Source organism: Marinobacter sp. KMM 10035, assembly GCF_046537445.1.
In the GTDB taxonomy this organism is placed as follows: Bacteria; Pseudomonadota; Gammaproteobacteria; order Pseudomonadales; family Oleiphilaceae; genus Marinobacter; species Marinobacter sediminicola.
In genome coordinates, this window is record NZ_JBBVMG010000001.1 from 1096895 (window position 1) to 1110378 (window position 13484).

Consider the following 13484-nt stretch of genomic DNA (forward strand, 5'->3'; position numbering starts at 1 on the left):
TATGGCTGTTCTCAATCCCCTGGCAGGTTTTTGTGGCCACGGACTGGCCGACCAGATGCGGGTTGCGTTGATGGACCGGGTCGATGCCAAGTTTGTGGTGCGGCCTGGGGTTTTGGAGCAGAGTCTGCAGGGCCTGCGAGGTGCCTACACGATACTGGATATGGATGGGTGCCGGCGCTTTGGCTACGACACCTTGTATTTTGATAGCCCGGACCGGCGTCTGTTTCTCGACCACCACAACGGCAAGCTCAATCGGCTCAAGGTTCGGCTAAGGCACTATTGCCATGGCAAGATCATGTTTCTGGAAGTGAAAATGAAAACCAATCGCCAGCGCACGGTAAAAACACGGGTGCCGGTTACGTTTGAATCCTTCGTGGATGGTTCAGCCACGAGGTTTCTGAAGGAGCAGTCAGGCCTGCCGGCCGCAGGGATGCAGCCGGCTCTTTTTGTTTCCTATCAGCGCACTACTCTTATTAGCGCCCAGAACACTGAGCGGATCACGATAGACACTCAGCTTGCCTTCCACTCCCCCGACCGAACCCTGTCTGTCGACCTGCCTGGCGTGGCCATTGTGGAAGTAAAGCATGATCGTCACTCAGGGTGCTCCCCCATGCTGCAAAGCCTGGCCAGGCAGGGCTGCCGCCCGGTGGCATTCAGCAAATACTGCGTGGGCACCAGCCTGCTCTATGGGTCTCAATTGAAAACCAATCGTTTCAAACCGTTGCTAAGGAGTCTTTATGGAATCTGCAGTTGATCTCCATTTTGTGATCCGGCTTATCATCAACACGGTTTCAGTATTTGTTCTGATTCGGTGCTATTACGCCTTTTCTCGTCACAGGGAGAACGCGGCCTCTTTCATTCTGTTTGGGGTGGGTGTTTTCCTTGTTACCTCGCTACTGCACTCGGTTACGGTGACCATGGGTTTTGCGTTCGGTCTGTTCGCAGTGTTTTCAATGCTGCGCTATCGAACGGAAGCGCTGGGCATCAAGGAAATGACCTATCTCTTTCTGGTGATTGCCATGGCGCTGCTGGCAGCCGTAGGCAGTATGCAGCACTACGAACTGGCGGGGCTGAACCTGCTGATTATTCTTTTGGCACGGCTGCTTGAAACCCGGGTGTTACTGCCCAGGCACGGCGAGAAGGAGGTTGAGTACGAAAAAATTGAGAATGTGCACGCCAGACAGCAGGCAGTGTTGATTGCAGATTTGCGCGAGCGCACCGGGCTGGATGTGTTTCGGGTAGATGTGGTGTCCATTAGCTATCTGCGGGATACCGCTATGCTCCGGATGCATTTTCGTCTGGAAGGGCACAATGCTTGCTGACCTCCGCCGGACCTGGCTGATAGCAGGGTTGACGTTGGTTGTTTTGCTTCCGCCACCAACGTTGAGGGCTGACCCGCTGGAACTGGATCTTGGTGGGTATATCGCCGCCGGAGTTGACCGGTTTGGGCCTTTTTATAATGAGGAGGGTGACCCTGACACCACCAGGGGCATCGTGCGAAACGCCAAACTGGAACTCGAAATGGAGTGGGGGAGCAATTGGGCAGCAGAAATAGACGGAAGCTATAAGGCTCGGGGTGATCGCGAGGAAACCGAGCTGGGTGATGCCTATGTGCAATACCAGGGCGCAAATGGGTTTGAGGCAACGCTGGGCCGCTTCAAAGAGCCGTTCGGGCTTGAGCGTCTTGCTGGTTATACAAACATCAGCACCAGTGAGCGCTCGATGGTGACATCGGCCTTTGCGCCAGGCCGTTCGCAAGGCCTGGCGATTGGGCAATTGAATAAAGCCAACACCTGGGTCTTCGGCGTGTTCACCAAAGAGCCGGAAGGGGAGCAGACCCATGCAGTGACGGGCCGCTACACCGTTGCTCCCGTTCAGAATCATCGGCGCACACTGCATTTCGGCATCGCCGCATCCTGGCGCGATTTGAATGGCGCTCGGTTTCAGGTCAAGGATAGAGGCGAGGTGTTCAGTGCTGACAATATCCTGCGCAGTCCGCGCTTTGATGCCCGGCACACTGCCGTGGGAGGGCTGGAAGCAGCCTGGTCGTCAGGGCGGTTAACTGTGGTGAGTGAGGCGATGGCGCAGCAGGTTGAACGTGAGAACGGAGAGCGCTGGCGGTTTAGCGGTGCTTACCTGCAAGCAGGTTTTTTCCTCACCAATGACCACCGCCGATACAAACACGGTGAGTTCAAGGGCCCCGATTCGCCAGGGCCGGCGGGGGCCGTTGAATTGGTGGCTCGCTATAGTGCGGTCGACTTGCAGGACCGGGATTTAGGCGCGCGAGCGGCGATTGCGCTGGTCGGGGCAAACTATTATCTGGGTAACCAGTTTCAGCTTCGGCTGAACTGGCTGGTACCAAAGGTGGAGGGCACTATCCTCGCACCAGACCCGACAGGCAATGCGTTCACGCTGAGAGTGCTTTTCCGGTATTAGTGTGGTGACTGAGGCAGAGTAAGGATAACTTCCGTCCACTCACCTGGCTCGCTGCAAATCTCCATCTGGCCGTTATGATGGCGCATGATGGTCTGGCAGATACTTAGCCCGAGGCCAAGATTGTCCGGTGTCCTGTTGGTGGAGTAGAAGGGGTCTGTCAGCCGTTTGATGTCTTCGGGTGCTATGCCATGGCCATTGTCCCGTATGCCTATAGTCAGGTTCTCACCCTTTGTCGTAGCTGTTATGTCGATGCGCCGCGACGCCCGCCCCTTTTCCAATGCGGATGCCGAATTCAGCAACAGGTTTACAAAAACCTGGGTCAGCGCCGACGGATAACAGGCTATGGGCATATTTTCCGGAATGCCAAGGCGCACCTCCGTGCCCCTGAGTTGGTGTTTGCATAAGCGCAGAGCCGTTTCAAAGAGAGCGCCCAAACCGGCTGTCTCTATACTGTGATCCGGCTCAGGCCGCGAGAAATCGATCAAATCAGACACTATGTCAGCGATGCGTTTCTGGTGCAGCGCTGCGTCGTCCAGTGCTTCTGACAAGTCGCTGTCTCGGTTGATGGCACTGGCGTAGTCCACGGCCTGGCTGGCGCAGTTCAACGGGTTCATGATTTCATGCAGAAGGCCTTTTGCCATATGGCTCAGGGCTTGATGTTTCTGTTCCTGGGCCAGCCGGTCTTCGGTTATCTCCAGTGCATGCAAGGTGCGAGATAGTGTGCGGTTGCGATCTTTGAGCAGGAATTGCAGGGCTAAAAGATTGCGCAAGAACATGCGAAAAAAGTGAGCCGATACAGGGGCAATGAGTAGGCACATCAACACCAGCCAGTTGGTGAGTATTGCTGTTAGCGCGCTGCCAAACTCACTGGCCGGCACAGCCAGTGCGGTAGCCGCCGTCAACAGGCCCAGGTTAGCCACCAGTATGATGATGGTATGGACCATGGACAGGGTGATGATCCCTACGGAGCTTATGAACAGAAGCAGGCCTACGATAGGGGGCAGCGAAGCACCGGTTACGATGTAGCCCAGATAGCTAAATAGTGCCATGTGGAAAAACACCAGATAGACAATCAGAGGCGAGGTTCGCCTTAGCCGTGTAAAACGGTGGACGGCTATCAGCCCCGCAAGCACCGCGGTGTAAAACAGGTGGGTACCGTTAATGCCCGGCGCTGTGGGCGATAGGGCAAGCCCAGACAGGAATATGAGAGTCCCGATGAAGGTGATGCCCAGAGACACATCCGCAAAAAGTGGCAGCACCCGGAACCTGGACTGGCTGCGATAGAAGCGCTCGTAACGTCGCTGTTGGTGTGCTGGCAACTGTCGAACCTGATCCATGCCGGAGAGCAATGTCATGCCGCGGTTCCATTGTGGTGGCGTTTCATGAACAGGATCAGTTCTGGCAGGCGCTCGAACCCGAGCTTGACGAAAATTCTGTCCTTGTAGGAGTGCACCGTCTTACAGGACACCCCTAACTGTTCGGCGATATCCTTGATGGGAATCCGGCTGGCTATCAACCGGGCGACATCTCGTTCACGGCCTGACAACGCATTGTAGGCATTCAGCATACCTTGCGATGGCGCGTCCGGCTTTTGCCAGGCCCCCACATATACTTGCCCGTTGCGGATGTAGAACAGGGTTTTAACCAGATCCTGAATGGGCTGATGTTTCGATACAACCGCCTTGATGCCAGCTTCGAGATAAATTGCCAGCCGGTTGGCGCTGACCGGGGTATCTGAAATCAGCAACACCGCAAGGGCGGGGTGCTCGCTCAGTGCATGTTCCGCAATGGTCAGGCCATCGTTGTCTGGCAAATTCTCTTCAATAATCAAGACGCCAGGTCGGGCAGATTCCAGGCTTTTCAAGGTGTCGATTCCGGTTTCGGATTCACCCACCAGATCAATTTCGTTGTGCAACAGGAGCTGGAACAGCAGGCTGTCCCGAAACAATCGCTGGCCAATGGTTACGTAGAGTCTTAGCTTGCGGTTACCCTGCGACATCAGGCCACCGTTGCTTTAGCCAGCGGCAAGGAAAGCACAAGCTCGTAGGACTGGGCAGCGCCGCTGATTTGTAGCTCACCGCCCAGCTGGTGCGTGGTTACGAAAAGCAGGAGAAGCGCCACCTGTTGCTCCAGTAATGGTCGGGATAGCCTGGTCAGTGGTGCTAGCAGGTGTGCATAGAGCTTCAGCGGAGCTGTGCTGGCCAGTACCAGTTGATTGTCCGAGGGCTGGCTCAATTGCAGATTGCGCCAGTCCTGCCCGGAAGCAGCTAAAAGCGTTGTGAGCGTCTGGCAGAGCACCGACAGTGTTGACGTTGCGTTGTGGCGTTCATCTTTGGCCAGCCCGGCGCTTTGCAGTGCCGCGAGAACAGACGCTTCGTCAAGCTTCGTGCTGGCAGAGGCTGTTACTTGCAATCGTGTTAGCTGCTGCTGTACCTGTTCAGCAAATTGCTGAACCAGGTCCTTCTCAAGGCTGGTTTCCAGGCTAGCTCTCAGGTGTGATGAGTTGGCCGCCAGGCAAGGGATGGCATCCACCGCCTGTAAAAAAAGCGACATGGCCGGTGCGCCAGCGGCGGAATTTACAGGGCCTGAAAGATTTTCCAGAAGCCGTGCACGGCGCTGTCTGCGTAGCTCCGAAAATTGGCGTTCCAGTTGAGAGAGTGTGTTTTCCCTCGCCGACGCCAAGGTCAGGTGTCGCGATACGGCCTCTTGAAAAAGGGGTAGCAATTCCGTCGCGCGCCAGGGTTTTTTCTGGTAGCGGAAAATCTCCCCCTCGTTCACAGCATCAAGCGCCACGTGTACTTCGCCGTAGGCCGAGGTGAGGATGCGGATCGTTGCCGGGTGTGATTGTTTGAGTTCATCAATGAGTTCCTTGCCCTGCATGCCCGGCATTCGCTGGTCTGTCATTACGACAGCCACTGTTGCGCTGTGTGAGCGGATGGTTTCCAGGGCCTGCTCGGCACTGTCGGCGCACAGCACGCGAAAATCGTTCTGCATGCGCTCCAACTGGCGGGCAAGGTACTTTGTGGCCGTCGATTCATCATCCACGATCAGGACGATCGGTGCTTCGGCAGCAGGCACTGAAACCACGCCCTGCAAACTGGGTTTACTGGCCAGCGCAGAGGTCAGAACGTGGGAACGTATGAGGTCCGGGTCCACCGGCTGTTCAAAGCAGCGATCTACCAGCCGCTGTTCCAGCAAAGAAACCAGCATATCCAGCGGAACAGTGTCGCTGATCAGGATTTTCAACAGGTCGGGGTGTGTATCTCGCGCATGCACCAGCAGCGGGGGGCTGGCTTGGATCGGCGACTGGCTTGCTAAAACGAACAATGCGTTTGGTGGCGTGGGGCAGTGTTCCAGGGCCGAGATAGCGGCTTGATCCGTTGGAAATGCATCAATGCGCAGGTCGTTGCCGAGTTCGTCTTCAAACGTTCTGCGCGCATTTTCGCAGTCGTAACGAAGGAAAATGTGTGGTTCTTCCGTAATGGCCATCGTGGGTACTGTCCTGAGATCTCACCTGACAAGAAGATTAGCAATCTCAGCAGGCTTTGCTGTAGGAAATTCCTACAAACGTGCAGGGAGTCCGCTGGTCGTCGGGGTTATGTGACCGCATCGGCGTTTTTATCGTGAGAAAATATGCCGAGCTTTAGTTGATACACTGACCCGGTCGTGCCATACAGATGCATAACCTGATGCGTAAACGGATGGATAGGAGGGAGTGATGAGCGAGTACAGAACAGAAACCGACAGCTTGGGCGATGTCCACGTGCCGGCAGACGCTCTTTGGGGCGCCCAGACTCAGCGTGCCGTTGATAACTTCCCGGTTAGTGGCCAGCCCATGCCACCGGCTTTTATTGCGGCGGTCGCCCGCGTTAAACAGGCCGCCGCAGAAGCCAATGCCAGCCTGGGGCTTCTCGACAATAGCCCTTGCGATGCGATTACCGACGCATGCCAAGCGCTCATTCGTGGAGAATTTGCCGACCAGTTCCCGATTGACCGTTACCAAACTGGCTCGGGTACCAGTACCAATATGAATGTGAATGAGGTGATTGCGGCTATCGCCGGCAGAAATGGCGTGGAGGTGCACCCTAACGATCATGTGAACATGAGCCAGAGCTCTAATGATGTGATCCCGACGGCTATTCACGTGAGTTCAGTGATAGGGATTCGTGAGCGGCTCATTCCCGCACTCACGCACATGTGCGGCGTTATCTACGAACGGGAAGCCCAGTTCTGTGAACAGGTGAAAACAGGCCGTACCCACCTGATGGATGCCATGCCGATTACACTCGGGCAGGAGTTGCGCACGTGGCGCGAGCAGCTACTGGCGGTGGAAAAGCGCCTGAATGGCGCAGCAAATGAACTGCTTGCGGTACCTCAGGGCGGCACTGCCGTAGGTACCGGCGTGAATGCCTTGTCGGAGTTTTCGGGGCAGTTTGTGAAGTTCCTCAAGGCCAACACCGGATACTCGTTCCGCTCTATGGAACACAAGTTTGTAGGTATAAGCGCCGTGGATGGTCCGGTTGCGCTGTCCGCCCAATTGCGCGGGCTGGGCATTGTGCTCACCAAGATTGCCAATGATTTACGCTGGATGAATAGCGGCCCGATTCATGGGTTGGCGGAAATCAGCCTTCCAGCCCTGCAGCCGGGTAGCAGTATTATGCCAGGCAAGGTAAACCCGGTGGTGCCCGAATCAGTAGCCATGGTTGGCGCGCAGGTGATCGGGCTCGACAGCGCCAATGCGATTGCAGGGCAGTCTGGCAACTTTCAGCTCAACGTTATGCTGCCACTTATTGGCGCCAACTTGCTGGATATGATCGGCTTGCTCACAAATGCAATGAACATGCTGGCGGACAAAAGCATCCGGGGCTTTACTGCTAACGCCGGCACGCTCGACGCCAGCGTTGGCCGCAACCCGGTGCTGGTAACAGCACTGAATCCGGAGATTGGTTATAGCCTGGCGTCGGAGATTGCCAAAGAAGCCTACAAAACAGGCCGCCCGGTTATTGATGTAGCCGAGGAGAGAAGTGGTCTTGATCGAAAGCACCTGGAAGAGCTTATGGACCCACTTAAACTGACGCGCGGCGGAGGCGATGATTGATGGTAAAATCATTGATAAACTGATCCATTTGCGTCCACAATCGGTACACTAAAGACATGTACACTCCTAGCAGAGGTCCTTATGACATCATCTTGCAGCATTCCAGGCCTGACGGTACCCCGTAGCCGTTTTCCTGAGCCGGAGCAGGATCTGCCAGCTGGAGACAGTGAGCAACGAGTGGTTCTTGCCGGTGGCTGCTTCTGGTGTGTGGAAGCTGTGGTTCTGGCACTGGATGGCGTTACGCGGGTTGAGTCCGGCTATGCTGGCGGATCGGCAGGTACAGCTAACTACGACGCCGTGTGCTCTGGCACCACTGGGCACGCAGAAGTTGTGAGCGTGCACTACGACCCCAGCCGGATCAGCTTCGGAGAGATACTCAGAGTGTTTTTCTCGGTGGCTCATGATCCAACCCAGCTGAATCGACAGGGTAACGACCGAGGTACGCAATACCGCTCTGCAGTTTTTTATGAAACACCGGAGCAAAGGCGAGTAGTGGAAGCCTACATTCGCCAGCTTGATGAAGCCGGGGTGTATCCTGATCCTGTTGTAACGACCCTGGAGCCTCTGGAGGCATTTTATCCGGCTGAGGCACATCATCAGAATTTTGCGGCGAGGAATCCGTACCAGCCTTACATCATGGCTGTAGCCGCCCCTAAACTGGAAAAGCTGGTTGATGGTTTCAGTGATCGACTAAAACCGGAGTACACCGATTCCAACGACAACCTGGCTTGAGGAGATAGGTAATGAGCAGTTCTGCTGCAGGTTATGACCTGACACCTCTCACAGAGGCACAGATTCAAGAGAAAGCCGCGAGCCTGACACCGGAAGAGCGTCAAGTATTGCTGGATCATGGAACAGAACACCCGTTTTGTGGCACCTTGCTGGATAACAAATTGGTGGGGGTTTATCACTGCCGGCTGTGTGATCTTCCGCTGTTCAGTTCAAACGCGAAGTTTGATTCCGGAACCGGCTGGCCCAGCTTTTTTCAGCCATTCGATAAGGAACACATCCGCTACATTGAGGATACAAGTCTGGGAATGTCTCGCACGGAAGTGCGCTGCCCCCGTTGCGACAGCCACCTTGGGCACGTATTCCCGGATGGTCCACCTCCAACCGGGCAACGCTATTGCCTGAACTCCATTGCCATGGTGTTCCAAGAAAACGCCTGAGTACTAAGAGGCAGGGGTAATCCCTGCCTCGGATTCTATTTTCCCCCGCCTGTTACGGTGGATACATAGTGTGCCACCGCTTTTATCTGTTCTGTCGATAATGACTCATTGAAGGCTGGCATAACGCCAACACCACTGGTAACCGCATTGATAACCTGCTCCCGCGACGGTTTCAGGTCGTCCAGATCTGGCCCGATAGCACCTGCTGAACCCGCGTCTGCCAAGGTGTGGCAAATAGTGCAGGACGGCTGCGCCACCCGAGTAAATATCTCCTTTCCTCTTTTAGTCTCGTCGGCGTACGCCAACGATGCAAAGCCCATAAATGCCAGGGCCAATAATACGGCAGGTTCTCTCATATATTGAATCCCGTAGAAACCGGGCTACCGTTTATCCCGGGCAGCCCGTATGCAATTAGCTGCGAACTAACTGAGAGTGACGGTAACCCCGTGGTCGCTCCAACCATTGTGGCCATAGCCACGTTCGTTTTCGGTACGGCCCTCAGGTTGTGTGTTGCCATCTACATCACTAGCCTTGCTGACAACACGGTGTTTGCCGGCTGGCAGATCAGCTGCAATTACGAAGGGGCGCCAGGCATAGGGGCCAAGATCTGGGCCCAGGAAGCGTGCTTGCTTCCAGGTTTTGCCACCATCTACGGACACATCCACTTTTTTCAATGACACGGTGCCGCCAAAAGCTACACCATAGATCATGGTCCGCCCGCTGCGCCCATCTTCCAGAGGTGAAGTTACCCAGGATTTGACGTTCATCTCCCACATGGAAGGCTGATCGGCTGCGCCTTTTACACCTACATCCCGAATGCGGTAGCCAGAGGCTTGAATCTTGGCATCGGTTTGGTTTTCGCTAAGGGCGACATTTTTCACATACTTGACGTTATTCACACCGTAGTAGCCCGGTACCACCATTCGCAGTGGGCCGCCGTGGGTGTGGGTCAGCGGTTCGTCGTTCATTTCCCATGCTAAAAGCGCACTGTTCATTGCTTTGGTGGGCACCGAACGCTCAACAATGATGGTTTTAGGATCCAGGCCGTCCGGCAGGGATTCCCCGCCGCTGCTGGTGATGTATTTTGCGCCATCTGCAGGGCCGCCCAAAGCTTCTACCACATCCTTCAGAGGCACTCCCGTCCACATTACGCAACCTGCAGCACCGACAGACCATTGAGTGCCGCTGGCACCGTGAGGGAAGAAGGCGCGGCCGTTACCGGAACACTGAAGCACTGACGCGACAGTGGTAACACCCATTTTTTTCAGCTCACCCACCGTTAAGGTGCGAGGGTTTTTGACACCCTCGATGTGCACCTCCCAGGCATCCGGGTCGTCAGTGATTGAGGCGGGAGGGGCGGGAAGGTTGTTGCGAACAAACAGGCGGTCGCTAGGTGTAATCACTCCATTACCAATAGCGCCACGCTCGGTCTCCATAGTGTTGGCGCTATGTACTATCAGTGCATTGCGCTCTTTCCAGGCTGCGTAATCTGGCAGTGATTTCGGTTCGTCTGCCTTGGCGAGGGGGGAGAAACCAAGCAGGCTTACGGCGGCCATGGCGCCGGCGCTCCCGAGTAGAAGCGTTCTGCGGGTTGGGTTTTCAAGACCTGATTTGGTGAGGGGAGGTTGTAGAGCTGCTTCCTGTTTCATGGTCCGTCTCCGATTAGGGATTGTTGTTGGACGGTGGGGACTGCTCTTGTGAGGGGGCATCACCTATAAGTTATAGGTGATGGCTAATAAATGAGCAAATGTTGCAGTCAGCTTGTACTGGCAGCAACCACTGTAGAGAGCAGGTAGCCGGTATAGGCAACGTAAACCAGCAGAAGAATGGAACCATCGAAGCGGCTGATAAGCTTACGCCAGCCTGTCATACCGAAGCCCATAAGCAGCAAGCCAACCGTTAGGGCCAACATCAGAGTCCAATCCCGATAAAGCACTTCGGGGGCTACTGACAGCGGCTGAATGACCGCAGCCAACCCGACAACGGCAAGCGTATTGAAGATGCCAGAGCCTAGAATGTTTCCCAAAATCAGATCGTGTTCGTTCTTTCGCACGGCGGCCAGGGCCGAGGCCAATTCCGGCAAAGATGTGCCAATTGCTACGATGGTCAGGCCGATCACCAGATCGCTGACCCCGAGACTTTGAGCAATAGTAACAGCGCCCCAAACCAGCAGGCGCGAACTGACAACAAGAAGGATGAGGCCAACGATTAACCAGATGATGGCTGATTTCATCGCCATCAGATCATCGGTCAGTTGAGCGTCGGTTTCGCCAGCCAGAGTGTCGCCTTTGCCTCGTAAGCCCTGAAAGATCGACCAGCCCATTACTACCGCAAATACACCTAACAACACCCAGCCATCAAACCGTGAGAGTTCGCCATCCAGTAGTTGCGCACCGGCGATCAGAGTGAGAACCACCAACAGGGGAAGTTCTTTGCGGATAACCTGGGAGTGTACAGCGATGGGAGCAATCACGGCCGTAAGGCCAACAATTAATGCAATATTGGTGATATTGGAGCCGTAACCATTACCCAGAGCGAGTCCTGGGTTGCCATCAGCCGCAGCCATGGCGGATACGGCCAGCTCGGGTGCCGAGGTACCAAACCCTATGATTACCATACCAATAAGCAGCGCGGGCATGCCCAGATGCTTGGCAACTGCTGCAGCCCCTTCAACAAACTTGTCTGCACTCCAGACCAGTAACACAAGGCCGGCGATAATAGCGCCAATAGCCATAACCATAGATAAGCCCCAGTCATGTTGCATCTGAAAAAAGCAGGCACTTGAGCCCTCCATGGAACAGGAGACACAAGCACCAGAACGGTGTGCAAGATACCGCATATAGGCAGTTGAGGTCAGCCCCTTTCTGATGGAGTAGCGTGATCAAAGGTGCACAGCGGCATGCTGCGAGCTGCATCAGGATTATTACCTATGATTCAGCGCAAGCCACCGTTCGTATGCAGGGCAAACAACCGTTAAACTAATGTGCAGTTTACGCACAGGTCCGGGTTCCTTAATAATCGCAATTTATATTTTTGCGAAAACCCGGATAATTACGCGCTCATTCAAAACGGACGCACAAGGCAGCGCCATATACCTCGCGACTTGCCTGCGCCTGTTAGATCCCTTCTTTGATCTTGAAGGGGTGAAAAGCTCAATACTAGCTAGGATGAAAAGCCAATGGCCGCTAAACAGGCAGACGTAGTGCTGGTCGGGGGTGGCGTCATGAGCGCCACTCTCGGCGTAATGCTCAGGCAGCTGGATCCGTCCCTGAAAATTATCATGTTGGAGCGTTTAGACCACGTTGCCCATGAAAGCACAGACGGGTGGAACAACGCAGGAACCGGGCACGCAGGATACTGCGAGCTGAACTACACGCCCGAGACCGAAGATGGCGATGTAACGATCGAACGTGCGCTTCAGATCAATGCGCAATACGAGGTTTCTCTTCAGCTTTGGTCGCATCTCGTAGAGCAGGGCCTGTTGCCCGAGCCCTCAAAGTTCATAAACCGCACGCCGCACCAGAGTTTCGTTTGGGGCGGAAAAGATGTCGCTTTCCTTAAGCGCCGTTATGAGCTTCTGAGCGGTCACCACCTGTTCCGCGAAATGGAATACACAGAGTCCCCGCGCGAGCTGGAAAACTGGATGCCTCTGGTTGTTGAAGGTAGAGACCCAATGCAGCGGGTTGCCGCAACGCGTATCCGCCATGGCTCTGATGTGGATTTTGGCTCGCTTACCCGCAGCATGGTTGAGTACCTGCAAAGCCAGCCTAACTTCGAACTGATGCTTGGTTGTCCTGTGCATTACATAGACCAGCGCGACAATGGCCGTTGGAAAGTTCGAGTTAAAAACCAGCACACCGGTGAGCTGACCAAACTGGAAACCGGGTTTGTATTCCTGGGTGCCGGCGGTGGCGCACTGCCGCTGCTGCAGAAATCCGGAATTGCAGAAGCCCGAGGCTATGGTGGTTTCCCGGTTAGTGGCCAGTGGTTGGTATGCCGCAAGCCTGATGTTGTAAAACAGCACCATGCCAAGGTGTACGGTAAGGCACCCATTGGTGCGCCGCCCATGTCGGTACCGCATCTGGATACTCGTATTATCAATGGCGAACCAGCGCTGCTGTTTGGCCCGTTTGCCGGCTTTACTACCCGTTTCCTCAAACAGGGCTCTATCTTCGATCTGTTTGGCTCGGTGCGCACCAGCAACCTCAAACCCATGTTGTCGGTGAGTAAGAGCAACATGGATCTGACCCGTTATTTGATTGGTGAGGTGTTTCAGTCTCACAGCGATCGGGTAGAAGCGCTCCGTAACTTCTTCCCCGAAGCTGAGGAAGAAAACTGGGAGTTGCGCAATGCTGGACAGCGCGTGCAGATAATCAAGCAGGCGGAAGGCGGCGGCGGAAAACTGGAGTTCGGGACTGAAATCGTGGCCTCGAAAGACGGTACCCTGGCGGCCCTTCTTGGAGCATCTCCGGGTGCGTCTACAGCCGCAAACGCAATGATCAGCGTTATTGAGCGCTGCTTCCCGAAGAGCATTCAGACGCCTGAATGGCAGGAGCGTATGAAGGTGATGGTGCCTTCCTACGGTCAGTCGTTGGTGAATGATGGGGCGTTGCTGGCGAAGGTGCGAGAAAGAACACTCTCTACCTTGAAGCTGAACGGATAATCGCTGAAACATCCGGACGATCGGGATATCTATGTATAATCGGGCGATGCACTAATATCTAAGAGGTTTGGTGCAAACCTCGAGGAACATCGTTTGAACGATCACCCATCGAACCATG

At 55.0% G+C, this 13484-nt stretch carries 13 protein-coding genes; 7 read left to right on the forward strand and 6 right to left on the reverse strand.

Going from position 1 to position 13484, the window contains the following annotated elements; genetic code table 11:
- Position 1 precedes the first annotated feature (1 nt).
- The 3 genes from AADB16_RS04875 to AADB16_RS04885 are packed head-to-tail and all read left to right on the forward strand — an operon-like array spanning position 2 to position 2436.
- Positions 2–754, forward strand: coding sequence for a polyphosphate polymerase domain-containing protein (locus AADB16_RS04875; protein WP_410801746.1), 753 nt, complete (start codon positions 2–4; stop codon positions 752–754).
- Positions 738–1322 carry a DUF4956 domain-containing protein gene (locus AADB16_RS04880; RefSeq protein ID WP_410801748.1) on the forward strand — a complete coding sequence of 195 codons (585 nt, stop codon included), beginning with the start codon at positions 738–740 and terminating at the stop codon, positions 1320–1322. The genes AADB16_RS04875 and AADB16_RS04880 overlap by 17 nt, the downstream gene beginning before the upstream one ends.
- On the forward strand, positions 1312–2436 hold the full coding sequence (locus tag AADB16_RS04885) for an OprO/OprP family phosphate-selective porin (protein WP_410801750.1): 1125 nt from the start codon (positions 1312–1314) through the stop codon (positions 2434–2436). Before AADB16_RS04880 ends, AADB16_RS04885 begins: the two co-directional genes overlap by 11 nt.
- On the opposite strand, the gene AADB16_RS04890 is transcribed toward AADB16_RS04885, so the two are convergent.
- Genes AADB16_RS04890 through AADB16_RS04900 form a run of 3 tightly spaced genes read right to left on the reverse strand, consistent with a single transcriptional unit; the run spans position 2433 to position 5925 of the window.
- Positions 2433–3791: a sensor histidine kinase gene (locus AADB16_RS04890; RefSeq protein WP_410801752.1), complete on the reverse strand. Its 1359-nt coding sequence runs from the start codon at positions 3789–3791 to the stop codon at positions 2433–2435. The genes AADB16_RS04885 and AADB16_RS04890 overlap by 4 nt on opposite strands.
- A complete protein-coding gene (locus AADB16_RS04895) occupies positions 3788–4435 on the reverse strand; it encodes a LuxR C-terminal-related transcriptional regulator (protein WP_410801754.1) in 648 nt (215 codons plus the stop codon). The genes AADB16_RS04890 and AADB16_RS04895 overlap by 4 nt, the downstream gene beginning before the upstream one ends.
- Positions 4435–5925 carry a response regulator gene (locus AADB16_RS04900; RefSeq protein WP_410801756.1) on the reverse strand — a complete coding sequence of 497 codons (1491 nt, stop codon included), beginning with the start codon at positions 5923–5925 and terminating at the stop codon, positions 4435–4437. The genes AADB16_RS04895 and AADB16_RS04900 overlap by 1 nt, the downstream gene beginning before the upstream one ends.
- A gap of 229 nt (positions 5926–6154) precedes the next feature.
- On the opposite strand from AADB16_RS04900, the gene AADB16_RS04905 reads away from it, so the two are divergent.
- The 3 genes from AADB16_RS04905 (at position 6155) to msrB (ending at position 8703) form a co-directional block, all read left to right on the forward strand.
- Positions 6155–7534, forward strand: a complete 1380-nt coding sequence (locus tag AADB16_RS04905; RefSeq protein ID WP_410801758.1) for a class II fumarate hydratase — start codon at positions 6155–6157, stop codon at positions 7532–7534.
- Positions 7535–7615: 81 nt separating this feature from the next.
- Positions 7616–8266, forward strand: coding sequence for a peptide-methionine (S)-S-oxide reductase MsrA (msrA, locus tag AADB16_RS04910; protein ID WP_410801759.1), 651 nt, complete (start codon positions 7616–7618; stop codon positions 8264–8266).
- Between the two features lie 11 nt (positions 8267–8277).
- The gene (gene msrB, locus AADB16_RS04915) at positions 8278–8703 is read left to right on the forward strand and encodes a peptide-methionine (R)-S-oxide reductase MsrB (protein WP_309043829.1); all 426 of its coding nucleotides are present in this window, start codon (positions 8278–8280) and stop codon (positions 8701–8703) included.
- 35 nt (positions 8704–8738) lie between these two features.
- On the opposite strand, the gene AADB16_RS04920 is transcribed toward msrB, so the two are convergent.
- The 3 genes from AADB16_RS04920 to AADB16_RS04930 form a co-directional block, all read right to left on the reverse strand.
- The gene (locus AADB16_RS04920; protein ID WP_410801761.1) at positions 8739–9059 is read right to left on the reverse strand and encodes a c-type cytochrome; all 321 of its coding nucleotides are present in this window, start codon (positions 9057–9059) and stop codon (positions 8739–8741) included.
- Positions 9060–9125: 66 nt separating this feature from the next.
- Entirely contained in the window at positions 9126–10352 is a 1227-nt protein-coding gene (locus AADB16_RS04925) for a sulfite oxidase (protein WP_309043827.1), read from the reverse strand.
- 107 nt (positions 10353–10459) lie between these two features.
- On the reverse strand, positions 10460–11443 hold the full coding sequence (locus AADB16_RS04930; protein WP_410801763.1) for a calcium/sodium antiporter: 984 nt from the start codon (positions 11441–11443) through the stop codon (positions 10460–10462).
- 438 nt (positions 11444–11881) lie between these two features.
- Between AADB16_RS04930 and mqo the strand changes: the two genes are divergently transcribed.
- The gene (gene mqo / locus AADB16_RS04935) at positions 11882–13366 is read left to right on the forward strand and encodes a malate dehydrogenase (quinone) (RefSeq protein ID WP_410801765.1); all 1485 of its coding nucleotides are present in this window, start codon (positions 11882–11884) and stop codon (positions 13364–13366) included.
- The last annotated feature ends 118 nt before the right edge of the window (positions 13367–13484 follow it).